The organism is Bradyrhizobium sp. B124 (assembly GCF_038967635.1).
Classification (GTDB): domain Bacteria; phylum Pseudomonadota; class Alphaproteobacteria; order Rhizobiales; family Xanthobacteraceae; genus Bradyrhizobium.
In genome coordinates, this window is record NZ_CP152413.1 from 6,659,987 (window position 1) to 6,683,156 (window position 23,170).

General features: G+C 65.8%; 28 protein-coding genes. 20 read left to right on the plus strand and 8 right to left on the minus strand.

Going from position 1 to position 23,170, the window contains the following annotated elements; genetic code table 11:
• The first annotated feature begins 2 nt into the window (after positions 1-2).
• Entirely contained in the window at positions 3-827 is an 825-nt protein-coding gene (locus tag AAFG13_RS31695; RefSeq protein ID WP_212313991.1) for a TIGR00282 family metallophosphoesterase, read from the plus strand.
• Between the two features lie 199 nt (positions 828-1,026).
• On the opposite strand, the gene AAFG13_RS31700 is transcribed toward AAFG13_RS31695, so the two are convergent.
• Positions 1,027-2,451, minus strand: coding sequence for a methyl-accepting chemotaxis protein (locus AAFG13_RS31700; protein ID WP_342709237.1), 1,425 nt, complete (start codon positions 2,449-2,451; stop codon positions 1,027-1,029).
• 227 nt (positions 2,452-2,678) lie between these two features.
• A complete protein-coding gene (locus AAFG13_RS31705; RefSeq protein WP_342709238.1) occupies positions 2,679-4,433 on the minus strand; it encodes a methyl-accepting chemotaxis protein in 1,755 nt (584 codons plus the stop codon).
• 224 nt (positions 4,434-4,657) lie between these two features.
• Between AAFG13_RS31705 and AAFG13_RS31710 the strand changes: the two genes are divergently transcribed.
• The 8 genes from AAFG13_RS31710 to AAFG13_RS31745 all read left to right on the plus strand — a co-directional run bounded on the left by AAFG13_RS31710 (position 4,658) and on the right by AAFG13_RS31745 (position 10,694).
• Positions 4,658-5,404, plus strand: a complete 747-nt coding sequence (locus tag AAFG13_RS31710; RefSeq protein WP_212313988.1) for a YebC/PmpR family DNA-binding transcriptional regulator — start codon at positions 4,658-4,660, stop codon at positions 5,402-5,404.
• A gap of 228 nt (positions 5,405-5,632) precedes the next feature.
• Positions 5,633-6,160 carry a crossover junction endodeoxyribonuclease RuvC gene (gene ruvC, locus AAFG13_RS31715; protein WP_212313987.1) on the plus strand — a complete coding sequence of 176 codons (528 nt, stop codon included), beginning with the start codon at positions 5,633-5,635 and terminating at the stop codon, positions 6,158-6,160.
• On the plus strand, positions 6,157-6,774 hold the full coding sequence (gene ruvA, locus AAFG13_RS31720; RefSeq protein WP_342709239.1) for a Holliday junction branch migration protein RuvA: 618 nt from the start codon (positions 6,157-6,159) through the stop codon (positions 6,772-6,774). Before ruvC ends, ruvA begins: the two co-directional genes overlap by 4 nt.
• The gene (gene ruvB, locus AAFG13_RS31725) at positions 6,771-7,820 is read left to right on the plus strand and encodes a Holliday junction branch migration DNA helicase RuvB (protein ID WP_212313983.1); all 1,050 of its coding nucleotides are present in this window, start codon (positions 6,771-6,773) and stop codon (positions 7,818-7,820) included. The genes ruvA and ruvB overlap by 4 nt, the downstream gene beginning before the upstream one ends.
• Positions 7,821-7,993: 173 nt before the next feature.
• Complete coding sequence (locus tag AAFG13_RS31730; protein WP_212313981.1) at positions 7,994-8,911, plus strand: metallophosphoesterase; 918 nt, start codon at positions 7,994-7,996, stop codon at positions 8,909-8,911.
• Positions 8,912-8,979: 68 nt separating this feature from the next.
• Entirely contained in the window at positions 8,980-9,429 is a 450-nt protein-coding gene (gene ybgC / locus AAFG13_RS31735) for a tol-pal system-associated acyl-CoA thioesterase (RefSeq protein ID WP_342709240.1), read from the plus strand.
• 86 nt (positions 9,430-9,515) lie between these two features.
• Positions 9,516-9,983, plus strand: coding sequence for a nuclear transport factor 2 family protein (locus AAFG13_RS31740; protein WP_097676708.1), 468 nt, complete (start codon positions 9,516-9,518; stop codon positions 9,981-9,983).
• Positions 9,984-10,217: 234 nt separating this feature from the next.
• Positions 10,218-10,694 carry a hypothetical protein gene (locus AAFG13_RS31745; RefSeq protein WP_342709241.1) on the plus strand — a complete coding sequence of 159 codons (477 nt, stop codon included), beginning with the start codon at positions 10,218-10,220 and terminating at the stop codon, positions 10,692-10,694.
• Positions 10,695-10,779: 85 nt separating this feature from the next.
• Here the strand turns inward: AAFG13_RS31745 and AAFG13_RS31750 are convergent, their stop codons facing one another.
• Positions 10,780-11,424 (minus strand): glutathione binding-like protein, encoded by a 645-nt coding sequence (locus AAFG13_RS31750; protein ID WP_342709242.1) that lies wholly within the window; start codon positions 11,422-11,424, stop codon positions 10,780-10,782.
• 98 nt (positions 11,425-11,522) lie between these two features.
• Here AAFG13_RS31750 and AAFG13_RS31755 point away from each other — a divergent pair, with 98 nt between their 5' ends.
• The 4 genes from AAFG13_RS31755 to AAFG13_RS31770 all read left to right on the plus strand — a co-directional run bounded on the left by AAFG13_RS31755 (position 11,523) and on the right by AAFG13_RS31770 (position 13,898).
• Positions 11,523-12,182 carry a TetR/AcrR family transcriptional regulator gene (locus AAFG13_RS31755; protein WP_342709243.1) on the plus strand — a complete coding sequence of 220 codons (660 nt, stop codon included), beginning with the start codon at positions 11,523-11,525 and terminating at the stop codon, positions 12,180-12,182.
• Between the two features lie 91 nt (positions 12,183-12,273).
• Positions 12,274-12,924, plus strand: coding sequence for a dihydrofolate reductase family protein (locus tag AAFG13_RS31760; protein ID WP_342709244.1), 651 nt, complete (start codon positions 12,274-12,276; stop codon positions 12,922-12,924).
• A gap of 97 nt (positions 12,925-13,021) precedes the next feature.
• Positions 13,022-13,426, plus strand: coding sequence for a metalloregulator ArsR/SmtB family transcription factor (locus tag AAFG13_RS31765; RefSeq protein WP_223966800.1), 405 nt, complete (start codon positions 13,022-13,024; stop codon positions 13,424-13,426).
• Positions 13,419-13,898 carry an SRPBCC domain-containing protein gene (locus AAFG13_RS31770; protein WP_342709245.1) on the plus strand — a complete coding sequence of 160 codons (480 nt, stop codon included), beginning with the start codon at positions 13,419-13,421 and terminating at the stop codon, positions 13,896-13,898. The genes AAFG13_RS31765 and AAFG13_RS31770 overlap by 8 nt, the downstream gene beginning before the upstream one ends.
• 164 nt (positions 13,899-14,062) lie before the next feature.
• Here AAFG13_RS31770 and AAFG13_RS31775 read toward each other — a convergent pair whose 3' ends face one another.
• On the minus strand, positions 14,063-15,028 hold the full coding sequence (locus AAFG13_RS31775; RefSeq protein ID WP_342709246.1) for a glyoxylate/hydroxypyruvate reductase A: 966 nt from the start codon (positions 15,026-15,028) through the stop codon (positions 14,063-14,065).
• Between the two features lie 89 nt (positions 15,029-15,117).
• Between AAFG13_RS31775 and AAFG13_RS31780 the strand changes: the two genes are divergently transcribed.
• The 6 genes from AAFG13_RS31780 (at position 15,118) to AAFG13_RS31805 (ending at position 18,906) form a co-directional block, all read left to right on the plus strand.
• Positions 15,118-15,405, plus strand: coding sequence for a hypothetical protein (locus AAFG13_RS31780; RefSeq protein WP_212313965.1), 288 nt, complete (start codon positions 15,118-15,120; stop codon positions 15,403-15,405).
• Positions 15,406-15,592: 187 nt separating this feature from the next.
• Entirely contained in the window at positions 15,593-15,961 is a 369-nt protein-coding gene (locus AAFG13_RS31785; RefSeq protein ID WP_092126677.1) for a YciI family protein, read from the plus strand.
• Positions 15,958-17,235 (plus strand): RNA polymerase sigma factor, encoded by a 1,278-nt coding sequence (locus AAFG13_RS31790; protein ID WP_173638761.1) that lies wholly within the window; start codon positions 15,958-15,960, stop codon positions 17,233-17,235. Before AAFG13_RS31785 ends, AAFG13_RS31790 begins: the two co-directional genes overlap by 4 nt.
• A gap of 198 nt (positions 17,236-17,433) precedes the next feature.
• Positions 17,434-17,844: a DoxX family protein gene (locus AAFG13_RS31795; protein WP_176533584.1), complete on the plus strand. Its 411-nt coding sequence runs from the start codon at positions 17,434-17,436 to the stop codon at positions 17,842-17,844.
• A 34-nt stretch (positions 17,845-17,878) separates the two neighbouring features.
• On the plus strand, positions 17,879-18,415 hold the full coding sequence (locus AAFG13_RS31800; protein ID WP_342709247.1) for an SRPBCC family protein: 537 nt from the start codon (positions 17,879-17,881) through the stop codon (positions 18,413-18,415).
• 80 nt (positions 18,416-18,495) lie between these two features.
• Positions 18,496-18,906, plus strand: a complete 411-nt coding sequence (locus tag AAFG13_RS31805; RefSeq protein ID WP_212313958.1) for a VOC family protein — start codon at positions 18,496-18,498, stop codon at positions 18,904-18,906.
• A gap of 235 nt (positions 18,907-19,141) precedes the next feature.
• On the opposite strand, the gene AAFG13_RS31810 is transcribed toward AAFG13_RS31805, so the two are convergent.
• From AAFG13_RS31810 to cobT, 3 genes are all read right to left on the minus strand, one after another.
• The gene (locus tag AAFG13_RS31810; RefSeq protein WP_212313956.1) at positions 19,142-19,564 is read right to left on the minus strand and encodes a hypothetical protein; all 423 of its coding nucleotides are present in this window, start codon (positions 19,562-19,564) and stop codon (positions 19,142-19,144) included.
• A 115-nt stretch (positions 19,565-19,679) separates the two neighbouring features.
• Complete coding sequence (locus tag AAFG13_RS31815; protein WP_016842535.1) at positions 19,680-19,970, minus strand: hypothetical protein; 291 nt, start codon at positions 19,968-19,970, stop codon at positions 19,680-19,682.
• A 174-nt stretch (positions 19,971-20,144) separates the two neighbouring features.
• The gene (cobT, locus tag AAFG13_RS31820; RefSeq protein WP_212313953.1) at positions 20,145-21,158 is read right to left on the minus strand and encodes a nicotinate-nucleotide--dimethylbenzimidazole phosphoribosyltransferase; all 1,014 of its coding nucleotides are present in this window, start codon (positions 21,156-21,158) and stop codon (positions 20,145-20,147) included.
• Positions 21,159-21,311: 153 nt separating this feature from the next.
• Between cobT and cobS the strand changes: the two genes are divergently transcribed.
• Positions 21,312-22,064: an adenosylcobinamide-GDP ribazoletransferase gene (gene cobS / locus AAFG13_RS31825; RefSeq protein WP_342709248.1), complete on the plus strand. Its 753-nt coding sequence runs from the start codon at positions 21,312-21,314 to the stop codon at positions 22,062-22,064.
• Positions 22,065-22,216: 152 nt separating this feature from the next.
• On the opposite strand, the gene AAFG13_RS31830 is transcribed toward cobS, so the two are convergent.
• Positions 22,217-23,086 carry a hypothetical protein gene (locus AAFG13_RS31830; protein ID WP_342709249.1) on the minus strand — a complete coding sequence of 290 codons (870 nt, stop codon included), beginning with the start codon at positions 23,084-23,086 and terminating at the stop codon, positions 22,217-22,219.
• Positions 23,087-23,170 lie beyond the last annotated feature (84 nt).

Below are 23,170 nucleotides of genomic sequence, written 5' to 3' on the forward strand. Positions count from 1 at the left end.
CCTTGCGTATTCTGTTCGTTGGTGACGTCGTCGGCAGGACCGGCCGCACCGCCATCTCAGACCACCTTCCCGGCATGATCAAGGACTGGTCGCTCGATCTCGTCGTCGTCAACGGCGAGAACGCCGCCGGCGGCTTCGGCATCACCGAGGCGATCTACCAGGAACTGCTCGATGCCGGGGCGGACGCGATCACGCTCGGCAACCACGCCTGGAATCAGAAGGAGGCGCTGGTCTTCATCGAGCGCGCGCCGCGCCTGATCCGGCCGCTGAATTTCCCGCGCCATTCGCCGGGACGCGGCGCCACGCTGGTCGACACCAAGAGCGGCAAGCGCGCGTTGATCCTCAACGCGATCGGCCGCGTCTTCATGGAGCCGTCCTCGAACGATCCGTTCAGCGCGATCGAGCGCGAACTCGAGGCCTGCCCGTTGCGCGAGGGCTGTGACGCCATCGTGCTCGATTTCCATGCCGAGGCGACCTCCGAGAAGCAGGGCGTCGGCTTCTTCTGCGACGGCCGCATCAGCCTCGTGGTCGGGACCCATACCCATGTGCCGACCGCCGATCATCAGGTGCTGCCCGGCGGCACCGCCTATATGAGCGATGCAGGGATGACCGGCGACTATGATTCGGTGATCGGCATGCAGAAGGAGGAGCCGCTGCAGCGCTTCCTCACCGGCATTCCCTCCGGTCGTTTCGAGCCGGCCGGAGGCGTTGCGACGCTGAGCGGCGTCGCGGTCGAGACCGACGATGCGACCGGGCTTGCGGTGAGGGTCGCGCCGGTGCGCGCCGGCGGGCGGCTCGAGCCCGCGGTGCCGAGCTTCTGGACGTAGCGTGTAGCCCGGATGAAGCGAAGCGAAATCCGGGGGCCCTCGCAAGTTGAGAGACTGCTCCCGGATTGCGCTTCGCTCCATCCGGGCTACGCGTATCCGTATCCGTCATTGCGAGCGAAGCGAAGCAATCCACAGTCTCGGCGTGCGCAGAGCGATGGATTGCTTCGTCGCTATCGCTCTTCGCAATGACGACTTGCCGTCAGCCCTGCCGAAAACCCATCCGGAATGCGCCCCAGTGGCGGCCGTTCACGAAGATCGGCGACGACACGTCCTTCATCAGCACGAAATTACCGCCGCCCATGTCGCGGCGATAGGTCTGTAGCAGGAACGGCTTGGTATTGGCCGCGACCTTGCTCACCGCGCGGTCGTTGAACAGCCGGCGGTTGCGGCAATTGGCGTTGTTCCACACCGGGTCCGGTCCCTGCGGCAGCCGGTAGTTCGGATTGTGGGTCGGCAGATAGCCGCTCCGCGCCCAGGCGACGCAGAACACGATGCGCGGATCGCTCTTCTGGATCGGGTCCTGGATCGCAGGCAGCACGCGGTCGGTGAAGCTGACATAGTCGGTCAGATATTGCTTCGGATTGGTGCCCGCGATCTCGCGATAATTCTCGTCCATCAATTGCGCAAGCGTGATCTCGCCGCCTGCGACGGCCTTCTCGAACAGCTCCGAGACCTGTTTCGCGGTGTCGATCACGACGCGGATCAGCGGCGCATCGCTGGTCTCGACGCCGCTGTCGGCGATGGTCACGATCAGGCTCTCGGACAGCTCGAGCAGCTTCGCGACGCGGCCGTCGGCGTGCTTGAGGTCGCGCGAGGAGAGATCGACGCCCTTGGCGAGCTCGTTCAGCTCCGCGATCACGGTGTCGCAATGGCCGAGATTGGAGGTCGCGGCGCGCGCCACGCTGCCGATCTCGGCGCCGACCGATGAGAAGCCTTCCTGCACACGCATGATGATGCCGGAGATCTGCCGAGCGCCTTCGCCGGCGCTCTTGGCGCGCAGCGAGGCGTCGCTGCTCTCGCCGATCAGGCTGCCGATCTGGCCGTCGAGATCGCGCACGGTGTCGGAAATCTGATGCGTCGCCTGGCGCGTTGCCTCGGCAAGGTTCTTCACCTCGCTTGCGACCACGGCAAAGCCGCGGCCGGCATTGCCGGCGCGCGCGGCCTCGATCGTGGCGTTGAGCGCCAGCAGATTGGTCTGCTTGGCGATCGCCTCGATCGAACCGGAGACCTTGGCGACCTGGCTCAGCGCGGAGCCGACCGCGGCGAGCCGCGCCTCGATGCGTCCGACCGCCGCGACGAGCTCCGCGATATGGCTGACCGCCGTCTCGACCGCGTTGCGCGATTCCGCGATCTGGCCGACCGCGGCGGATGCGGTCGTCTGCACCGCCTGCGATGCATTGGCGATGGCGTGATTGGCCGAGACCATGATCTCGGCGGTCTCCTGCAAATGATGGAACCGCTCCGACTGGTTGGTGACGCGGTTCGCGACCTCCTGGACGTTGCCGGCGATGTCGGCAAGCTCGACCCCGAGACCGCCGATGCGGTCGGCAAGCTGGTCGACCAGCCGTTCGGCCAGCGTCCGGTTCGATGACGTATCCAGCACTGCAAGCTGCGCCGCCGACATGTGTTTCCTCCGTTACAGCAGCCCGTCGCGCCGCCGCAGCATTCCCCATTCCAGTCTAAAGCTTGATTCGGTCCGCCGGTCTTGCCTGAGCGTGCACTGCGTAGCCCGGATGCGGCGCAGTGCGTGTCGCCGCGTAGCCCGGATGCAGCGAAGCGCAATCCGGGGTTCTCGTCCGACGGTACATTGGTCCCGGATTACGCTTCGCTGCATCCGGGCTACCTGAGCGTTCAAAGCCTGTACGCGGTGCGGAACGCGCCCCAGTGCCGGCCCCGCACGCGGATCGGCACGTCGATCTCGCGCATCATCACGGTGGTGCCGTTGCCCATGTCACGCGCGTAGCTTTGAACCAGATAGGCGCGCTCATTATGCGCGGCGGCGAGGCCCGCGGGATCGTTGAAGATACGGCGATTGCGGCAATTGGCGGTGTTGTAGGCCACGTCGCCCGGCCGCTGCGGCTGCGAGTAGATCTTGTTATGGACCGGCAGGTAGCCGTTCCGGTCGACCGTCGCGCAGAACGCCAGGCGCTTGTCCTTGGCGAGGAACGCCTCGAGCAGAGCGGGCAGCGCGCGATCCGCCCAATCCAGCATCCTGGTGCGATACTGCACCGGGTTGGTGCCTGCGATCTCGACATAGTCGGTGTCGAACATGTCAGCGATCGTGATCGCGCCGCTTGCCAGTCCGTCCTCGAAGAGCTTGCTCAGCGTGCGACCCGCTTCCATCGCCCGGGTGACGAGTTCGGCGTTCTCCTCGTGGATCGCCCACATCCGGTCTTCGATCTTCTCGCGCAGCGCGGCGGACGCCGCCTCGAAGCGCGCCTGGCTGCCTGCCTTGGAGCGGTCGCCGATCCTGATCCGGCAGCCGCCGACGTCCTGCAAGGTAGCGGTCAGCGTCTCATGGGTGGGCAGCTTCTCGGCATCGGGCCCGCCGATCAGGATGCCGTCCATCGCGATCTCGTAGACCGGCGCGGTGATCATGCCGCGCGCGGTCGTGATCTCGATTGTGAGACTGCAGGGCAGGCGCTCGTTCTTGCGCGGATCGCCGCGCTCGTCCTGGCGCAGCAGCACCGCGCAGCGCGCCTTCAGCTTCTGGGCGAAGCCGGTCACCGCCTTGCCGGCCTTGGCGACATTGTCGCCATGCGCGGCAGCTTCGCGCGTTGCCGAGTCGATCTCGCCGGCGCTGGTGCCGACCGAGACGATGAAGTGGGAGGCGGAGGCCGCGTTCTGGCCCATCTCGCCGGTGATCTGGTTCTGCTCGGCGACCGCGCCGTTGACGTTCTCGAACACCGGCCGGATCTTTTCGATCGCCTGCGAGATGCGGTGGACGGCGTCCGCCGATCCGGTGGCGTCCTTCTGCAACGCCTCGATCTTGCGCGTGATCTCTTCGGTTGCGCTCTGGGTCTGCACTGCGAGCGCCTTGACCTCGGTGGCGACCACCGCGAAGCCCTTGCCGGCCGCGCCGGCGCGCGCCGCCTCGATGGTCGAGTTGAGCGCCAGCAGCGTGGTCTGCCGCGCGATCTGCGCGATCAGGTTGACGACATTGCCGATCGCGGCCGAGGATTCGCGCAGGCGATCGACATTGGCGGTGGCCTCGCGCGCCGCGGCCGCGGCATCGTCGGCGAGCTGGCTCGCGCTGCGCACCTGCGCGCCGATGCCTTGGGCGGAATGGGTGAACCGGTCGGCGGCCTCCGAGAACGTCGTCGCGGTGCTCTGCGCATCGCTGCTGCGGCCGGTCAGCGCGTCGGTGCGGGCGCGGATGGTCGCGAGCTTGGCGGCCGTCGCCTCGGCGCCGTCGGCCACCGAGCCTGCGGCGCGCTCAAGCTGGCGCATCATCGCGCCGAGCTCGAGTTCCAGCAATTCCAGGATCTCCCTGGACGAATCCTTGGCCGAATCAGTCTCGGTCGAGGCTTCAGCCGCGGCAGCCGCGGTTGGAACCTGCTGCGCGGCCGGCTCCGGCACTTGCTTTCGAAACAAACCGAACGCCATGGGGGCTCTGTGGGGCTGTTGGAAGTTGCCTTGGAAAGTTGCGGCGGGACGGGGCGATCCTCGCATCCGGGCATGAAATCATGGTTAACAAGTGCCTCATATTCCGGCTTGCGGTAGTATTCCCGGACCAGATGGCCCCCGCCGACCTTTGATTTTGACCGCCAGGGGCCTATAAGGCCGCGTTTTCCACCCCTGTTCAGACCCTACGTTCGAAGAGACGTCGCATGGCCGGCCATTCCCAATTCAAGAACATCATGCACCGCAAGGGCCGGCAGGATGCCCAGAGGTCGAAGCTTTTCGGCAAACTGGCCCGCGAAATCACCGTGGCGGCCAAGCTCGGCACCCCGGACCCGGCGATGAACCCGCGGCTGCGCGCCGCCGTGGTCGCCGCCCGCGCCGAGAACATGCCCAAGGACAATATCGACCGCGCCATCAAGAAGGCCCTTGGCAATGAGGGCGAGAACTATGACGAGATCCGCTACGAGGGCTATGGCCCCGGCGGCGTTGCCGTGATCGTCGAGGCGCTGACCGACAACCGCAACCGCGCCGCCTCCGACATCCGCTCCTTCTTTACCAAGTCGGGCGGCAATCTCGGCGAAACCGGTTCGGTCGCCTTCATGTTCGATCACACCGGCATCATCGAATACGACGCCAAGGTCGCCTCCGACGACGCCATGCTGGACGCCGCGATCGAGGCCGGCGCCGACGACGTGGTCTCCAGCGAAGCCGGTCACGAGGTCTACGCCTCGCAGGAAACCTTCCGCGAGGTCGCAAAGGCGCTGGAAACGAAGTTCGGCGAGCCGCGCAAGGCGGCGCTGACCTGGAAGCCGCAGAACACCGTCGCGGTCGACGACGAGACCGGCGAAAAGCTGTTGAAGCTGATGGACCTGCTCAACGAGCACGACGACGTGCAGAACGTGTACGCCAATTTCGAGGTGTCCGACGCGCTGCTCGCGAAGATGGGCGGTTAAGAGCCTCGCTCATCGCCCCAAACTCCGCTGTCATCGCCCGACTTGATCGGGCGATCCAGTATTCCAGAGACCGTCGTTTGATCCGAGAGGCCGCAGCGCACTGGATCCCCGCTTTCGCGGGGATGACGAGCCAGGGCTGGATGACAAGCACGTTGCGATGCCACGCCGAGCAGGGGACGAACCTCCGTTTGTGTTTCGTTCTCCCGGCTCAGGCGGTATCACTACCCCATGACATCGCAGCCGATTCGCTCTCCCGTCCGCATCATCGGTATCGATCCGGGTCTCCGCCGCACCGGCTGGGGCGTGATCGAGACCGAGGGCAACCGTCTGGTCTATGTCGCCTGCGGTTCGGTCGAGCCGCCGGACGATCTGCCGCTGGCGAGCCGGCTGCTTGCGATCCATGAGGGACTCGCCGCGGTGCTCGGCGACTACCGACCGGCGGAGGCCGCGGTCGAGCAGACCTTCGTCAACAAGGACGGCGTTGCCACGCTGAAACTCGGCCAGGCCCGCGGCGTCGCCATGCTGGCGCCCGCAATGTTCGGTATCTCGGTCGCCGAGTACGCGCCGAACCAGGTCAAGAAGACCGTGGTCGGCGCCGGACATGCCGAGAAGAACCAGATCCAGGTGATGCTGAAGATCCTGCTGCCGAAAGCCGAGCCGCCGTCCGCCGACGCCGCCGACGCGCTCGCGGTCGCGATCACCCACGCCCATCACCGCCAGAGCACCGCGCTGCGCCTCAGGGTGGCGAACCTATGATCGGCAAGCTCAAGGGCCTGATCGATTCCTATGGCGAGGATTACGTGATCCTCGATGTCGGCGGCGTCGGTTATCAGGTGCATTGCGCGAGCCGCACGCTGCAGGCGCTGCCACAGCCGGGCGGCGCCGCCGTGCTCTCGATCGAGACCTATGTCCGCGAGGATCAAATAAAACTGTTCGGTTTCCGCTCGGATATCGAGCGCGAGTGGTTTCGCCTGTTGCAGACCGTGCAGGGCGTCGGCGCCAAGGTTGCGCTCGCGGTGCTCGGCACGTTGCCGCCGACCGATCTCGCCAATGCCATCGCGCTGCGCGACAAGGCGGCGGTGGCGCGCACGCCGGGCGTCGGACCCAAAGTGGCCGAGCGCATCGTCAGCGAATTGAAGGATAAGGCGCCGGGCTTTGCCGATGTCGATCCCGCGGTGGTGCAGCTCTCGGGCGCGATCGACAACAACCGTGCGCCGCGCCCGGTCACCGACGCGATCTCCGCGCTGGTCAATCTCGGCTACGGCCAGCCGCAGGCCGCCGCCGCGATCGCGGCCGCCTCGCGCAGCGCCGGTGAGAGCGCCGAGACTGCGCAGCTGATCCGGCTGGGGCTTAAGGAATTGTCGAAGTGAACACTCCCTCGCGCATCGTCACGCCCGAACGCCGTTCCGACGATGTCGGCGACACCGCGCTGCGTCCGCAGTCGCTGACGGAGTTCGTCGGCCAGGCCCAGGCGCGCAAGAATCTCTCGATCTTCATCGAAGCCGCCAAGAAGCGCGGCGAGGCGCTCGATCACGTGCTGTTCGTCGGTCCCCCGGGCCTCGGTAAGACCACGCTGGCGCAGATCGTCGCGCGCGAGCTCGGTGTCGGCTTCCGTGCCACCTCCGGCCCGGTCATCGCCAAGGCCGGCGACCTTGCGGCGCTGCTCACCAATCTGGAAGAGCGTGACGTGCTGTTCATCGACGAGATCCATCGCCTGAGCCCGGCGGTCGAGGAAGTGCTCTATCCCGCGATGGAGGATTTCCAGCTCGATCTGATCATCGGCGAAGGCCCCGCGGCGCGCTCGGTGAAGATCGAGCTGTCGAAATTCACTCTCGTCGGCGCGACGACGCGCGCGGGCCTGCTCACCAATCCGCTGCGCGATCGCTTCGGCATTCCGATCCGGCTCAATTTCTACACCGTGGAAGAGCTCGAGAAGATCGTCACCCGCGGCGCCCGCGTGCTGAACATCGGCATGAGCCCTGATGGCGCCAACGAGATCGCGCGCCGCGCCCGCGGCACGCCGCGCATCGCCGGCCGCCTCTTGCGCCGCGTGCGCGACTTTGCCTCCGCAGCGGATGCCGACGCCATCGATCGCGGCATCGCCGACCGTGCGCTGAGCGCGCTCGAGGTCGACAGCGCAGGCCTCGATGCGATGGACCGGCGCTATCTCACCACCATCGCCTTGAACTATGGCGGCGGTCCGGTCGGTGTCGAGACCATGGCGGCCGCGCTATCCGAGCCACGCGATGCGATCGAGGACATCATCGAGCCCTATCTGATCCAGTGCGGCTATTTGCAGCGCACCCCGCGCGGAAGACTGCTCACCTCACATGCCTTTCGCCATCTCGGTCTTGCCGAGCCGAACCGCGATCCCTCGCAGTTCGGCCTGTTCGGCGGCAATGGCGATGAAGACTGAGCCACCTCGCTCTCGAAGACGTGAACAGACGTGTTGACGCAGCGCATCGCGCTGCACGGTAACCTTGCCCGCTAACCATTGCGACGTCTCTGCAGGCCGTCTGCACAAACGCGGCCCAATTTCGCTCCAATCAAAGGGCCTATCATGGACCAGGCATCACCGATCAAGCGTCCATGATTTCACGTCGACATTTTCTGCGCACCGCCGGCGGATTGACCGCTGCCACCGCTTCGACCGCGGCCTATGGCTTGAGCGAGCCGGTCGTCCGCCTCACGCTGACGCGCTACGATCTGTCGCCGCGGCAATGGCCTTCGGACTTTCCGCTCAAGATCGCCGCGATCGCCGACATTCACGCCTGCGATCCATGGATGTCGCTCGATCGCATCGCTGAGATCGTCGAGCGGACCAACGCGCTGAACCCCGACATCATCGTGCTGCTCGGCGACTATGTCGCGGGGCTGCGCCACGTCACCCGCTTCATTCCGGCCTCGGAGTGGGCCGCGGTGCTGAAAGACCTGAAGGCGCCGCTCGGCGTCCATGCCGTGCTCGGCAACCACGATTACTGGGAAGACAAGACGGTACAGCGCCTGGGGCAGGGCACGCCCGTCGCGCGCCGTGCGCTGGAGCGCGCCGGCATCCCGGTCTACGAGAACGATGCGGTGCGGCTCACCAAGGATAACCGCCCGTTCTGGCTCGCCGGTCTCGGCGACCAGCTCGCCTATCTGCCGGCGCGGCGCTATCGCGAGGTCCGGCGCATCGGCGTCGACGATCTCAACGCGACGCTCGAAAAAGTCACCGACGACGCGCCGGTGATCCTGCTCGCGCACGAGCCTGACGTCGCGCTCCGCATGCCCTCGCGCGTCGCGCTGCAGCTGTCCGGCCACACCCATGGCGGCCAGATCCGGCTGCTCGGCTGGTCGCCGGCGGTGCCGGTGAAGCGCGGCATGCGGCTCGCCTATGGTCATTTCAAGCTGAAATGCGACGTCGTCGTCTCCGGCGGCCTTGGCTGCAGCATCATGCCGTTCCGCCTCGGCGTGCCACCCGAGATCGTGCAGGTCACGCTCGGTGCAAAGGGGCCGGTGGTGTCCTGATCGCGCTTGCGTGATCGGGCAATTTGCGCAAAACGATTGTTCTCACGAGGGCAATCGAGGGGCCGCAATTGACCTTCCCCCATATCGACGGTGCGATCCGCGATGGCCGACACCATATGCAGGTCCGTGTCTACTACGAAGACACCGATTTTTCCGGCATCGTCTACCACGCCAATTATTTGCGCTTCATGGAGCGCGGGCGCACCAATCATCTCCGATTGATGGGCGCCGAGCAGAACGCGCTGTTCGAGGAGGCGCAGGAGGAGACCGGCGGCTTCGCCTTCGTGGTGCGCTCGATGACGCTGGACTTCCTCAAGCCCGCGCGGATGGACGACATGCTCGACGTCGTGACCTGGCCGATCGCGGTGAAGGGCGCCTCCATCATGCTCGCGCAGGAGGTCAGGCGCGGCGATGACGTGCTTGTGAAGGCGCAGGTGCGCGTCGCCTTCGTCAGTCAGGGCCGGGCACAGCCGATTCCGAAGTCCATCCGTGCGTTGATGAAAGCCGATCTGGCCTAGCTATCGGGCGATAGGAAACGCCCCATCGACTCTGCGCGGCGTGGCGATAGATTTGTGTGCGACCAACCAACCGCGAGGGATCGCCGATGTCACGCCCGCCGCTGCCGCCCTTTACCCGCGAGACCGCCGCGCAGAAGGCGCGCATGGCGGAAGACGCCTGGAATTCGCGCGACCCGGTTCGGGTTGCCGGCGCCTATACCGAGGACAGCCGTTGGCGCAATCGCGCAGAGGTGTTTCAAGGCCGCGAGGCGATCGTGGCCTTCCTGACCCGCAAATGGGAAAAGGAGCGGGAGTATCGCCTGATCAAGGATCTCTGGGCGTTCGACGGCAACCGCATCGCGGTGCGCTTCCAGTATGAATGGCACGACGCCGGCGGCAACTGGTTTCGCTCCTACGGCAACGAGCAATGGGAGTTCGACGAGCACGGCCTGATGCGCCGGCGTGAGGCCTCGATCAACGACATCGCGATCGCAGAGAAGGACCGCCGTTTCCACTGGCCCGCGCCGGGCCCGCGTCCGGCCGACGTGCCGGGCCTGGGGCAGGAGCCGTTCTGATCCGCTCTTCGTAGGCCGGATGAGGCCAACGGGTCGCGCGAACGCGCGCCCGATGACAGGCTCCGCGAAATCCGGGCAGTCTCTCCTGTTGCGAGATCGATCCCGGATTGCGCTGCGCTCCATCCGGGCTACGGGTCGTTGTGGGGACTCATCGAAAACGTTTGCGCGTGTCGATGAGGGTTGGTTTATGCTGGTCGGCGATTGCAACCTCACCGCGTCCGCCGGATCCACTACATGCCAATTGAACGTTCTGCCGCCTTTGCGCTCGCAGGCTTCCTCCTTGCGACTGCTCTCAATCTTGTCCAGCCCGCGGCTGCGCGGAGCAGCGCAGACCATTCCGCAAAATGGGGGGCGCTGTTTCGGACTCAAGTCGCCAAGTGTTGGCGTAAACCTGCCCCCGTTGGGGACGAGGCAGCGAACATAAAGTTGGTTCTCGAGATTAAGCTGACGCGCGAGGGCTCGCTGGCGGAGCAACCGTCGGTGTCGTCGCAGAACAGTCCGGCCGTGTCAGACTACTCCCAGGCCTATCGCAAGAGCGCGCTGCAAGCGATCACGCTCTGCCAGCCATATTCCTTGCCGGCCGAATATTACGATGAATGGAAATACTTCATGCCGGTGTTTCTTGAGATGCCGTCCCCTCTCGGCGGGAAGGGGAAGCCTGCAGCCGGGGAGCTCGATAAGCGGAAGCTTTCGATTTGCCGAGGCTGCTGACGTAACAGCAGGCAGCGCATGCGGAAGCAGCCCCTCACCCCAACTCTCTCCCCGTGAAGAACGGGGGAGAGGGGGCGCAGTGTCCTTACGCCGCTGCCTTGTGGCGCGCGATCTCGGCCTTGTAGAGCTCGAACTCCTCCGCGACTGCTTTCGCGACCGACGGCCGTGTCCTCAGCCGCTCGTAATACGCCTTCAGCGCCGGCCATTTCGCGAGCTCGATCGGCGGGGTTGCCATGGTCCAGTTGATGACCGTGACGAGGTAGGCGTCGGCGACGCTGAAATGATCGAGCAAATACTCGCGGCCTTTCAGGTGATCCTCGACATAGTCGAGCCGCGACACGTATTTCTCCAGCGCGTAGGACTTGGCTTCCGGCGGCGCCTTCTTGTCGAGCAGCGGCAGGAACAGGCCCTTGTGCAGCTCGGTGCCGATGAAGCACAGCCATTGATGCAGCTTTGACCGCTCGGCGTTCGACGCGGTGCCGATGCCGGCGCGCGGGAACTGGTCGGCGACATATTGCAGGATCGCCGCATTCTCGGTCAGCACCACGCCATCGTCGGTGCGCAGCGTCGGCACGAGGCCAAGCGGGTTGACCTTGTTGAAGTCGGTGCCGTCGCTGCGGACCTGCTTGGTCTTCGGGTCGACCTCGAGATAGTTGGCCGGCTGGCCCGCTTCATAGAGCGCGACGCGGGTCGCCATCGAGCAGGCGAGCGGCGAGAAATAAAGGTCCATGGTGTCTCCTTGGGGCGGTCTGGCGCGGGTGTCCCGGCCGTTGTTGATTTTTGTACTGTCTTGGATAATATTGGTGCGGTCAAGGAATTTGATGCGAAATGGTACAAAAAAATAAGAGGCCGCCATCTGCTGCCAAAATCGAGGCGCCTGTCGCACCGAAGCGGCGCGGGCGGCCGCGCGCCTATGAGCCCGAGGTCGCGCTCGGCAAGGCGCTCGATCTGTTCCGCCGTGACGGCTTTGCCGCGACCTCGCTCGACGATCTGAGTGCTGCGACCGGCATGAACCGGCCGAGCCTCTATGGCGCGTTCGGCGACAAGCGCGAGCTCTACATCAAGAGCTACCAGCGCTATCGCGACGACGCGCGCGCGGCGATGGCCGACATCTTCCGCGCCGACGCGCCGCTGCGCGAGCGGCTCGAGCGCATCTATCGGATCGCGCTCGACATCTATATCTCCGGCGAGTCCGGCCCGCGCGGCTGCTTCACCGTGATGACCGCAGCGTCCGAGGCGGTGTCGGATCCTGGTATCCGCACCATGGTGGTGGAGGGGCTGACCGAGCTCGACAAGGCGTTCGGCATCTGCTTCCGCCATGCCAAGGAGCGCGGCGAACTGCCTGAGGGCGCCGATCCGGCGGCACTGGCGCATCTTGCCTCAGCCACCATCCACACCATCGCGATCCGTGCCCGCGCCCGCGTGCCGCGCAAGGAGCTCGAGGCGATCGTGAAGGGCGCCCTCGACGTGCTGTGCGCGGCCAAATAGAGGCGACGAAATTTCTTCGGCAGCAAATGTCGGGCGCTGTTTTTCCCGCCCGTCTTCCGTAAGGTCCCTCAACCTACGGAAGTGGAATATCATGGGAAAAGTCAGGACTTCGGCGTTCTCGGTCTCGATCGACGGATTTGGCGCCGCGCCACGGCAGAGCCTCGAAAATCCATTCGGCGAAGGTGGCATGGCGCTGCCCGGCTGGTTCCTCCAGACGCGGACGTTCCGCCAGACCTTCGGCCAGGACGGCGGCAGCACCGGGCTCGATGACGAGATCGCGCGCAAAGCGATGGAAAATATCGGTGCCTGGATTCTGGGCCGCAACATGTTCGGCCCGATCCGCGGGCCGTGGCCGGATCATGCCTGGAAGGGCTGGTGGGGCGCCAATCCGCCGTATCACACGCCGGTGTTCGTGCTGACCCATCACGCGCGGCCTGACATCGAAATGGAAGGCGGCACCACGTTTCATTTCGTGACCGACGGCATTCACGCCGCGCTCGAGCGGGCGCGCGCCGTTGCGGGGGACAAGGACATCCGGGTCGGCGGCGGCGTGTCGCTGGTGCGCCAATTCCTTCAGGCACGCCTGCTCGACGAGGTGCAACTGGCGCTGTCGCCGGTGCTGCTCGGGGCCGGCGAGAATCTGTTCGCTGGCATTGATCTGCCCGCGCTCGGCTATGCCGTCGTCTCGCATGTCGCGAGCCCGAACGCCACGCACGTCACCTTCGCGCGCACGACATCCTGAACGGTTCACGCCCGCGTCAGCGGCCAAATTGGCCGTTGACGCGACCGCCGTTCGGTCGTATTTAACCCATAGGTTATTTAACCGATGAGCTAAGTGCATGCCGCTCGACCCCCTCACTTCGACCTTCGCGGCGCTGGCCGATCCGACCCGGCGCGCGATCCTGGCGCGGCTCGCGCTCGGTGAGACCTCGGTGATGGAACTGGCAAAGCCGTTCGACATGAGCCTGCCGGCGATCTCCAAGCACCTGAAGGTGCTGGAGCATGCCGGGTTGATCTCGCGCGGGCGCGAGGCGCAGTGGCGGCCGTGCCGCATCGCGCCTGCTTCGTTCAAGCAGGTCGATGGCTGGCTCGGGAATTTCCGCCGCTTCTGGGACGAGAGCTTCAATCGCCTCGACGGCCTGCTCGAGGAGATGAAGGCGGAGGAGGCCGCAAAGGCCCCGCCGCACACCACCCGTAAAGTCAGAGTAAAGAAGGAGAAGCAACGTGGACGCACGCGTGGATAAGACGCTGAGGATCACCACCCCGTCGGATTTCGAGTTCGCCATGACGCGCCAGTTCGACGCGCCGCGGCGGTTCGTGTTCGACGCCATGACGAAGCCCGAATACGTCGTGCGTTGGCTCGGCTGCGAGCAACTCGCAATGCCGGTGTGCGAGATCGACCTGCGCGTCGGCGGCGCCTATCGGTTCGTGTTCCGGTCGTCCGACGGCGTCGAGCACATCCTCACCGGCACCTATCGCGAAGTGGTGCGCCCGGAGCGGCTGGCGTTCGGCGAAACCTTCTCGATGCCCGGCTTCACCAGCGACGAATATCTCGTCATCTCGACCTTCGTCGAGGAAGGCGGAACGACCACGCTGACCACCACCATCCGCCATCCCACCAAGGAGGCGCGTGACGGTCATCTCAATTCCGGCATCGACAAGGGCGTCGAGCCCGCCTACGACCGGCTCGCGGAGATTGTTGCCGAGATGGGCTGAGGCTGCGGCCTCTCCACTTGTCGTCCCGGCCGAGTGCGCGCTTGCGCACGGAGCCGGGACCCATAACCACAGGACATCGTTGTTGTGCAGGATGGTTCCCCGCGCGTGCCCTGGTGAGGGGCCGCGGAGTATGGGTCCCGGCCTTCGCCGGGACGACACCGAATTTAGTACCCCCGCTTGCGATCGACGAGATTTTCGAGCGCGCCGCCTTGCTCGAAGCGCGCGATCTGCTGCGCGACGTATTTCGAGATCTCGTCGGCGTCGGTGTCGGCGGCGTTGTGTGGGGTCAGCACCACCTTCGGGTGGCTCCAGAACGGGCTGTCTTGCGGCAGCGGCTCGGTCTCGAAGACGTCGAGCGAGGCCGCGCCCAGCGTGCCGTCGTCGAGCGCGCGCAGGATGTCTTCCTCGTTCTGCAAGCCGCCGCGGCCGGCATTGATGATGACGGGCGCGCCGAGCGGGCTGCTACGATTGAGCTTCGCGAACACGTCGCGGTTCAGCACGTGGCGGGTATCCGGCGTCAGCGGCAGCAGGCAGACCAGGATGTTGGTCTCGCGCAGGAACGCCTCCAGCCCCTCGGTGCCGTGGTGGCAGGCGATGCCGTCGATCCGCTTCTCGCTGCGGCTCCAGCCGACGACGCGGAAGCCGAGCGCGCGAAGCGCGTGTGCCGAGGCCGCGCCGAGCGTGCCGAGCCCCATGATGCCGACGGTGATCGCGCCGGCCGCCCACTGATATTTCGGCGCCCAGCGCCTCAATCGTTGCGACTCCCGCAGATAAAGCTCCTGGCGGTGATGCATCAACACATGCAGCACGACATATTCGGTCATGCGATCGGTGAGATCGCCGACAGCGACCCGTACCAACGGCACGTCGGGCAGCGAGCGGTCGGCCATCAGCGCGTCGACGCCGGCGCCGAGGTTGAAGATGACGCGCAGGTTCCCGAACGCGGCGAGCTCGCCCGGCTTCGGCTTCCACACCGCGGCATAGTGCACCTCGGCGGGATCGAGCGCGCCATCCGGCAGCAGCACCACGCGGCGGTCCGGGCAGACCGTGTCAAACCGCGCCTTCCAGCGCGCCGACGACCAGTTTTCCGAGCCGCCATTGATCAGCAGCGCCAGTGCGCCCTTACCCATCCGGATACCTCCAATTTCAATGTGATATGTATCACAGAGCGAGCCTGGCCCGCTCCCTAGTCTCCTGCCATCAACCGGGGAGAACTTCCATGCGCAAGCTGATCCTGATCGCGGCTTTCATCGCAGCCACCGCCGCCACCGCTCACGCCGGCCAGAGCCGCGGCCTCGTGCTCGCAAACGCCGATGCACCCGCGCAGGCGCAACCGGCCGTTGCGCCGGCGCAGGCCGAGACCCAGCCGGCCCCGTCGCAGGCGCAGCCGGCGGAGCCTTCGAGGCAGCAAGCCTCCCGGCCAACGAACAGGAGCCACGCCAACCGCCGGGAGAGCGAAGAAGCCAAGGCGCGCCGGATCGCCGCCCGCTACGGCGTCTACTGGTAGTCGCACCATGAACGTCGTGGTGACGGCATGACGCGCCATCGCCGTGGCCCAAGACGTAGTCAGTCGCGGCGCGCCATGAACGTCGGCCAAATCCATCGCCGATATCCGGAACTTAAATTTCTTTCGCTCCTCCTGTCGGCAGCGGGCATAATCGTTCGTTCTTGCAATGAACGGAGATGCCTTTTCGATGCTGTACGCCATCCTCTGCTATCATGACGAAGACATGGTCGGTTCCTGGAGCAAGGAACACGACGCCTCGGTCATGCAGAAATTGTCGGTCGTGCAGGACAAGCTCGCCAAGCAGGGCCGGCTCGGCCCGGTGGCGCGGCTGCTGCCGACCACCGCGGCGACCACGCTGCGCAAGGAAAACCCGCCGCTGGTGCTCGACGGTCCGTTCGCCGAAACCAAGGAACAGCTGCTCGGCTTCTATCTGGTCGAGGGCAAGAACCTCGACGAGGTGCTCGACATCGCGCGCGACCTCGGCGAGGCCAATCCCGGCGGCACCTATGAGATCCGCCCGGTCGGCTATTTCACTCCGGGGAGCGCAAAGGCGTGAGCATGACCGACACCGCCTGGATCGATGCCGCGCTGACGTCGGCGCGTCCCCAGGCGGTTGGCGCACTGCTGCGCTACTTCCGCAATCTCGATACCGCCGAGGAAGCTTTCCAGAACGCCTGCCTGCGGGCGCTGAAGAGCTGGCCGCAGAACGGCCCGCCGCGCGATCCCGCGGCGTGGCTGATCATGGTCGGCCGCAATGTCGCGATCGACGACATCAGGCGCAGCAAGAAGCAGGAGGCGTTGCCCGACGACGACCAGGCGATCTCCGACCTCGGCGATGCCGAGGAAGAGCTCGCCGAGCGGCTCGACGGCTCGCATTACCGCGACGACATCCTGCGGCTCTTGTTCATCTGCTGTCACAAGGATCTGCCGGCGACCCAGCAGATCGCGCTCGCGCTGCGCATCGTTTCCGGCCTGTCGGTGAAGCAGATCGCGCGCGCCTTCCTGGTCTCGGAAGCCGCGATGGAGCAGCGCATCACGCGGGCCAAGACGCGCGTCGCCGACGCCAATGTGCCGTTCGAGACACCGGGCGCGGTCGAGCGCAGCGAGCGGCTCGTCTCGGTCGCCGCGATGATCTATTTGATCTTCAACGAGGGCTATTCGGCGAGCGGCGATACCGCTCAAATCCGCTCGCCGCTGTGCGAGGAGGCGATCCGGCTGGCCCGCCTGCTGCTGCGGCTGTTCCAGAGCGAGCCGGAGATCATGGGGTTGACCGCGCTGTTGCTGTTGCAGCACGCCCGCGCCGCCGCGCGGTTCGACGCCGACGGCCAGGTCATCCTGCTCGACGACCAGGACCGCAGCCTGTGGAACCAGAAGCTGATCGCCGAAGGCCTCGCGCTGATCGACAAGGCGATGCGCCATCGCCGCAGCGGGCCCTATCAGGTGCAGGCCGCGATCGCCGCACTCCACGCCCGCGCGGAAAAGCCCGAGGATACCGACTGGACCCAGATCGACCTGCTCTATGGCGCGCTCGAGATCATGCAGCCATCGCCGGTGATCACGCTCAACCGGGCTGTTGCGGTCTCCAAGGTGAAGGGGCCTGAAGCCGCGCTCGAGATGATCGAGCCCTTAGCGCCGCGGCTCTCCAATTACTTCCATTATTTCGGCGTGCGCGGCGCCTTCCTGATGCAGCTCGGCCGCAACGAGGAGGCCCGCGTCACCTTCGACCGCGCCATCGCGCTCGCCAACACCACCGCCGAAGCCGCCCATATCCGCATGCATATCGACCGGCTGATGCGCGACAGCCAGCCGCGCAATGTGAAGGCGAAGTAGTCCCCCAACATTGCTGCTCGTCATGCCCGGCCTTGTGCCGGGCATCCGCGTCTTTGGATGCCGCGAAGAAGGAAGACGTGGATGGCCGGGACGAGCCTGGCCATGACGAATCTCAAAAAATCTTCACCGTCCTTGTCGGCCCCGTTCCCCGTCGTTCGTCATGAAGGCAGAGCATCACCAAGCGTTACGGAGCCCGCCATGCCGACGATCGTCGACACCGAAGTCTCAAAGCCCGCCCGCATCACCGGCCGCGTCATGAGCGGCGTGGTTATCCTTTTCCTGCTGTTCGATGGCGCGATCAAGCTGTTGCCATTGCCTGTCGTCACCGAGACCATGGACAAGATGGGCTTTGGTGCGAGCGACACGCTGGCGCGCAGCCTCGGCATCATCACCATCGTCTGCACGCTGCTGTACTCGGTGCCCCCGACCTCGATCCTCGGCGCCATCCTGCTCACCGGCTATCTCGGCGGCGCGATCGCGTCCCATGTGCGGATCGGCAGCCCGCTGTTCAGCCACACGCTGTTCGGGCTCTATCTCGGCCTGATGGTGTGGGGCGGGCTCTATCTGCGCGACGGCAATCTGCGCGCGCTGCTTCCGTTCCGCCGCTGAGCTATCCTCTTCATTCATCTACCTGGAGACCATCATGTTCGAGACCATTGCCATCATCGCTGTCATTCTCGCGGTCGCGATCGCCGTCATCCTCGTCCTCGCGGCGACCAAGCCGAGCACATTCCGCGTCACGCGTGCGACCAGCATCAATGCGCCGGCGGAACGGATATTTCCATTGATCGACGATTTCCGGCAGTGGACGGTCTGGTCGCCCTACGAGAACCGGGATCCGGCCATGAAGCGCAGCTATGACGGCGCCGGGCGCGGACAGGGGGCGGTCTATGCCTGGGACGGCAACAAGAATGTCGGCACCGGCCGCATGGAGATATTGCAGTCGTCCGCGCCGTCGAAGATCGTCATCAAGCTCGACTTCCTCAAGCCGTTCGAGGGCCACAACACCGCCGAGTTCACAATGCTGCCGCAGGGAGATGCGACCAGCGTCACATGGACCATGTATGGTCCGGCCGTCTTCATGTCGAAGGTGATGCAGGTGTTCATGAACCTGGATCATATGATCGGCAAGGATTTCGAGGCCGGTCTCGCCAATCTGAAGAAGCTGACTGAAAAATAGCGAGCGTTTTCGAGCGAAGTGGTTTCCGGTTCGCGTGAAGAAAACGCGTCAAAACGAGAATCTAGCCCAGGGAGCATGTGATGCAGGTCAACCCCTATCTCTCCTACGACGGCAATTGCGGCGCCGCGCTGAACTTCTACCAGAAGGTTCTCGGTGCGCGGATCGAGGAAACCTATCCTTACGGCGAGGGCAATCCGGAGATGCAGACGCCGCCCGGCTGGAAGGACAAGATCATGCACGCCAGGGTCTCGATCGACGGCGAGATCATCATGGCCTCCGACGCCCCGCCCGGCCACTTCCAGAAGCCGCAGGGGTTTCACGTCTCGCTGCAGGTCGAGGATCCCAGGGAGGCCGAGAGCCGCTTCAAGGCGCTGTCCGAAGGCGGCACGGTCACCATGCCGTTCGGCAAGACCTTCTTCTCCAACGGCTTCGGCATGTGCGTCGATCAGTTCGGCATCCCCTGGATGGTGAACTGCCCGCAGCAGATGTAGGCCGCACGCCCGGTCGGGACCGTCATCCTGAGGTGGCCGCTTTTTCAGCGGTCCTCGAAGGATCGACGGCCCGGCTGTTGCGACTGCGGGCTGAGCCATCCGGGCCGTGCATCGTTCGAGGCTCGCCCAGCGGCGCAATTGCGCCGCAAGGCTCGCACCTCAGCGATGACGGGTTTGGGATCGCAGCGTGGGCATGGCGTCGACGTGCCTTTGCCCACATTACAAGCTGCAATTCTCACCTGCACCGCGGATAGATCGCCGCGAGCTCGCGGCCGCGCAGCAGCAGCAGGCGTGAGGTCAGGCCGCCGCGGCGCACGATCCAGCCGCGCACCGGCGCCGGATAGGCCTCCAGCACCGCCTCGGATGCTTCCGGCTCCGCATAGGTTCGGCCGCGCCGGTCGATCGAACGCGCGGCGTGGAAGCCGAGCACGGCGCGCCGCGTCACGCAGATGCGGTCGCCCGGCACCATCGAGAGCACCAGCGTGCAGGCCGACAGGCACGGCCCGTCGATCACCACGCGCTCACCTGACTCGCGCACCTTGTCGAACAGTTCGATAAACGGGCCGACCTGCCCGCCGGGGCTGGCGAGGATGCGGACGTCGGCCTGCGCGCAGCCAATCGTTGCGCAGAGGGCTGCCGCCGCGACAAACATTTTCATCAGCGCAATCCCTGCCGACGATGCGGTCGAGGTCCCGCCGCATCCGAAGCCGCAAGACTCGCGCCCGAATGGGGCATCGTCAAGACCGATGCCCCATTCGCGATGACAGGCGGGCTCAGGCTGCCCGGTTCTTGAGCGCGCCCACGATCGCCGTGAGCACTGCGCCGGCGACGCCGCCGCCGGCGACCTGTCCGATGATGCTGCCGATGTCAGGCGTCGCGCCGGAATTGGCGAGCAGCGGAATCAGCATACCCAGAAGCTGTCCGCCCGCGCCGCCGCCGATGGCGCCTGCGATGGTGTTTCCGAGCGTGCCGAGATCGATGTTCTTGGCCGCTCCGGCGGCGACATTGCCGCCGACGGCTCCGCTGATGACTTGAATGATCAGATTGATGAGGACTCCCGACATGACGCGATTTCTCCCCGGTATCTGGTTCAGCATGGCTGAGGCGCCGAATGGCGTCCCACCGGCGCAGACGTTAGGCCTGCGGCGCGCAGAGGTCATGCTGCGCACGCGAAGATTGCGGCCCATGCGGGCGGTATGCACCGGCTTTTTGGGGATTGGTTCGGCTAACCTGCAGCTTTAGCCCGCGCCGGAGACGCCGGCCTCGGCAAAGGTCGCCATGCCGCCATGACAGGCGAGCGCCGCGCGCAGCAGCAGGATCGCAACCCCTGCGCCGGAGGCTTCGCCGAGCCGCATCTCGAGATCGAGCAGGGGCGCGAGCTGCAGTTCGCGCAGCAGCTGGCGATGGCCGAGCTCGGCCGAGACATGCCCGGCGCGGCAATGCGCGAGGCTATCAGGCGCAAGCCGCGCCAGCGGCAGCACCGCCGATGTCGCGACGAAGCCGTCGAGCAGCACCGGGATGGATCGTGCCCGCGCTGCCAGCACGGCGCCCGCGATGGCCGCGAGCTCGCGGCCGCCGAGCGCGACGGCGACTGCGAGCGGATCGTCGAGCAGGCTGCGATGCAGCTTCAGCGCGGTATCGATCACGGTGCGCTTGCGCAGCAGGCCGGCATCATCGACGCCGGTGCCGCGGCCGGCCCAGCGCGCGCCGCGCCCGCCCATCAATGCCGCGCACAGCGTGGCGGCGACCGTGGTGTTGGCGATGCCCATCTCGCCGACGACGAGCAAATCGCATCGCTCCGGCACCGTGCGCCAGCCGGTGTCGAAGGCGACGAGGAAATCGGCGCCGTCCATCGCCGTCGCCATCGTGAAATCGCGGGTCGGACGTGCGAGCTCGAGCGGCTCGACGCGCAGCTCGGCCCCGGCAAGCCTGGCGATCTGGTTGATCGCGGCGCCCCCCGCGGCGAAATTCGCCACCATCTGCGCGGTGACTTCAGAGGGAAAGGCAGAGACGCCGCGCTCGGCGATGCCGTGATTGCCGGCGAACACGGCGATCGTGACCTGGTCGAGCCGGGGGATCTCGCGCCGCTGCCAGCGCGCGAGCCAGATCGCGACCTCTTCCAGCCGGCCGAGGCTGCCCGGCGGCTTGGTCAGGTTCTGCTGGCGCAGGGTAGCCGCCGCGGCGCTCGCCGCGTCGCCTTCGGGCAGGTCGCGACAAAAGCTGCGGATGTCGTCTAGAGTACTGAACTGCATGCGATTCCCTCGTCGAGCGGGCCGCAAACTAAAGCATGATCCGGAAAAGTGTGAAGCGGTTTTCCGACAAGATCATGCTCAAACAAGAAGCTAAAGCGCGATGAGATTCAGCCCGATCTCATCGCGCTTTAGTTCAATTTTCAGGCCTCCACCATGAATCAATGGCTCGACGATCTCAGGACCGCCATCGCCTTTCTGACCCGGCTGCCGATGCCGCATCCGGACGGGGCGCGGCCGGAGGGCTTTGCCCGGGCGCAGCGGCTGTTCCCCCTGGTCGGGGCCGGCATCGGGGCCGCGATCGGCCTGTTCTGTCTGCTGCTGCGGACGATCGGCGTGCCGGACCTCGCCGCGGCGGCGCTGGCGCTCGGCGCCGGCGCGCTGTTGACCGGCGCACTGCATGAGGACGGGCTCGCCGATCTCGCCGACGGGTTCGGCGGCGGCCGCGATCCAGCGGCCAAGCTCGAGATCATGCGCGACAGCCGGCTCGGCACCTATGGCGCGCTGGCGCTGGTGGTGAGCTTTGCCACCAGGCTTGCGGCGCTGGCGGCACTTCCCAACGGCATGGTGGTGCAGTGCCTGATCGCCGCGCATGCGCTCGGCCGCGGCGTGTTGCCGTGGATCGCGATCAGCCTGCCCTACGCGCGCAAGGATGGGCTCGCTGCCAATGCCGGCCGGGTCGATGGCACGATTGCAGTGGTCGCAGCCGGCATCGCGCTGGTGATCGCACTCCTCGCTCTGCCCTTCGGCAGCGCGCTGCTGGCGGCGATCGCGGCCGGCGCGAGCGCGTTGATCATGGCGCTGCTGGCAACGCGGCAGATCGGCGGCCAGACCGGCGACGTGCTTGGCGGGGCAGAGCAGGTTGCGGAGACCGCGATCCTGGTGTTGCTCGCAGCGCGCTTCAGTTAGAACTTTTCGAGCGAAGCGGATACCGGTTCGCGTGAAGATGATGCGACCCCACGCAACAGCCGGCGCGAAATTCAGCTATGGGCCAGAACTGGAAGCCGCGCAGATCGAGGCGTTGTTGCGGGACAAGACATCGATGAGCATTGCATCGACCATCACCATTCGTCGTAGAGCCACTCCCTGGGGATTGGAGGCCGCGCTCTTGCATACGGGGGCTGAGACGTCCGCTCGGGCTTGCGCACGCCAGGAGTCGGCGGCGTCGGAAGCGGTAACGGCTTCGGCTCGGAGACCTTCGCTAGCGTCCGTTTCATTTCTTCCTGGCTCGCCTTGAGTTCCTCAATGGCTTTGGAGCTCGCGCGGGCCATCTGTTGCTGGTCCGCCTTGAGCTGCTCGATACTTCGCTCCACATTTTCGAGGTTGCGGGCGATCGTTTGCAGCAGCTGCGCCTGGTCGGGAAGAGCTGTATTGGCTGCCGGCGCGGCGTCCTGCGGCGGTGCGATCTGAACCGGGGGCGTCGCTTGGGGTGGAGCAGCGTCTGCCGCTGCGACCTGAACGGTGGGTGCAGCGGGCTGCGCCGCAAGCGGCGGATTATCCGGGGGCAATGATGGAGTTGAAGCGAGCTGAGGCACCCAACGGGCGACAACCTGCTTGGCTCCTCTACCATACGACGATTGCAAAGCCAGTGCAGCAACAACGATACATGCTGCCAGCGACAAGCCGGCGAGAGCAAGGAACCCCGGCATTCGGCGCGGCGATCGCGAGCGAGGTCCGGAAGAGGTAGGGCCAGGCTCGGAAGCGGCAGGGTTGGGTCCGACCGAAGGCGGGGCAGGTTGCGCCGGAGCTGGGGACGCGGCATCGCGCTCCATTCTTGCAAGCTGTTCACTCAAGCGCGCGAGCTCTTCATTGGCGCGCGTGATCTGCTTGTGGGTTTCTGCGAGTCTTTCGTCGGCGCGCGTGGCCAAGCCATCGTTCGATTCGACTGGGTTCGGGGTGGGGGTGGAGTTCACTGGCGCTTCCCTTTCCATCCAATGTCACCCAAGCGTGCCGACTCGGTTATCCGTTAGGGTCGATCAGCCCCCAGCACTCCCGTCAGTCTTGTCCAAAAAATG

Coding starts and splice junctions, on each gene's coding strand:
- AAFG13_RS31705 (WP_342709238.1), bottom strand. CDS start 4,433: ATGGCGTTCGGTTTGTTTCGAAAGCAAGTGCCGGAGCCGGCCGCGCAG.
- AAFG13_RS31780 (WP_212313965.1), top strand. CDS start 15,118: ATGCGCAAGCTGATCCTGATCGCGGCTTTCATCGCAGCCACCGCCGCC.
- AAFG13_RS31795 (WP_176533584.1), top strand. CDS start 17,434: ATGCCGACGATCGTCGACACCGAAGTCTCAAAGCCCGCCCGCATCACC.
- AAFG13_RS31805 (WP_212313958.1), top strand. CDS start 18,496: ATGCAGGTCAACCCCTATCTCTCCTACGACGGCAATTGCGGCGCCGCG.
- ruvA (WP_342709239.1), top strand. CDS start 6,157: ATGATCGGCAAGCTCAAGGGCCTGATCGATTCCTATGGCGAGGATTAC.
- AAFG13_RS31760 (WP_342709244.1), top strand. CDS start 12,274: ATGGGAAAAGTCAGGACTTCGGCGTTCTCGGTCTCGATCGACGGATTT.
- ruvC (WP_212313987.1), top strand. CDS start 5,633: ATGACATCGCAGCCGATTCGCTCTCCCGTCCGCATCATCGGTATCGAT.
- AAFG13_RS31730 (WP_212313981.1), top strand. CDS start 7,994: ATGATTTCACGTCGACATTTTCTGCGCACCGCCGGCGGATTGACCGCT.
- AAFG13_RS31755 (WP_342709243.1), top strand. CDS start 11,523: ATGGTACAAAAAAATAAGAGGCCGCCATCTGCTGCCAAAATCGAGGCG.
- AAFG13_RS31800 (WP_342709247.1), top strand. CDS start 17,879: ATGTTCGAGACCATTGCCATCATCGCTGTCATTCTCGCGGTCGCGATC.
- AAFG13_RS31745 (WP_342709241.1), top strand. CDS start 10,218: ATGCCAATTGAACGTTCTGCCGCCTTTGCGCTCGCAGGCTTCCTCCTT.
- AAFG13_RS31815 (WP_016842535.1), bottom strand. CDS start 19,970: ATGTCGGGAGTCCTCATCAATCTGATCATTCAAGTCATCAGCGGAGCC.
- AAFG13_RS31830 (WP_342709249.1), bottom strand. CDS start 23,086: ATGGAAAGGGAAGCGCCAGTGAACTCCACCCCCACCCCGAACCCAGTC.
- AAFG13_RS31740 (WP_097676708.1), top strand. CDS start 9,516: ATGTCACGCCCGCCGCTGCCGCCCTTTACCCGCGAGACCGCCGCGCAG.
- AAFG13_RS31700 (WP_342709237.1), bottom strand. CDS start 2,451: ATGTCGGCGGCGCAGCTTGCAGTGCTGGATACGTCATCGAACCGGACG.
- AAFG13_RS31785 (WP_092126677.1), top strand. CDS start 15,593: ATGCTGTACGCCATCCTCTGCTATCATGACGAAGACATGGTCGGTTCC.
- AAFG13_RS31765 (WP_223966800.1), top strand. CDS start 13,022: ATGCCGCTCGACCCCCTCACTTCGACCTTCGCGGCGCTGGCCGATCCG.
- AAFG13_RS31750 (WP_342709242.1), bottom strand. CDS start 11,424: ATGGACCTTTATTTCTCGCCGCTCGCCTGCTCGATGGCGACCCGCGTC.
- AAFG13_RS31775 (WP_342709246.1), bottom strand. CDS start 15,028: ATGGGTAAGGGCGCACTGGCGCTGCTGATCAATGGCGGCTCGGAAAAC.
- AAFG13_RS31810 (WP_212313956.1), bottom strand. CDS start 19,564: ATGAAAATGTTTGTCGCGGCGGCAGCCCTCTGCGCAACGATTGGCTGC.
- cobT (WP_212313953.1), bottom strand. CDS start 21,158: ATGCAGTTCAGTACTCTAGACGACATCCGCAGCTTTTGTCGCGACCTG.
- cobS (WP_342709248.1), top strand. CDS start 21,312: ATGAATCAATGGCTCGACGATCTCAGGACCGCCATCGCCTTTCTGACC.
- AAFG13_RS31710 (WP_212313988.1), top strand. CDS start 4,658: ATGGCCGGCCATTCCCAATTCAAGAACATCATGCACCGCAAGGGCCGG.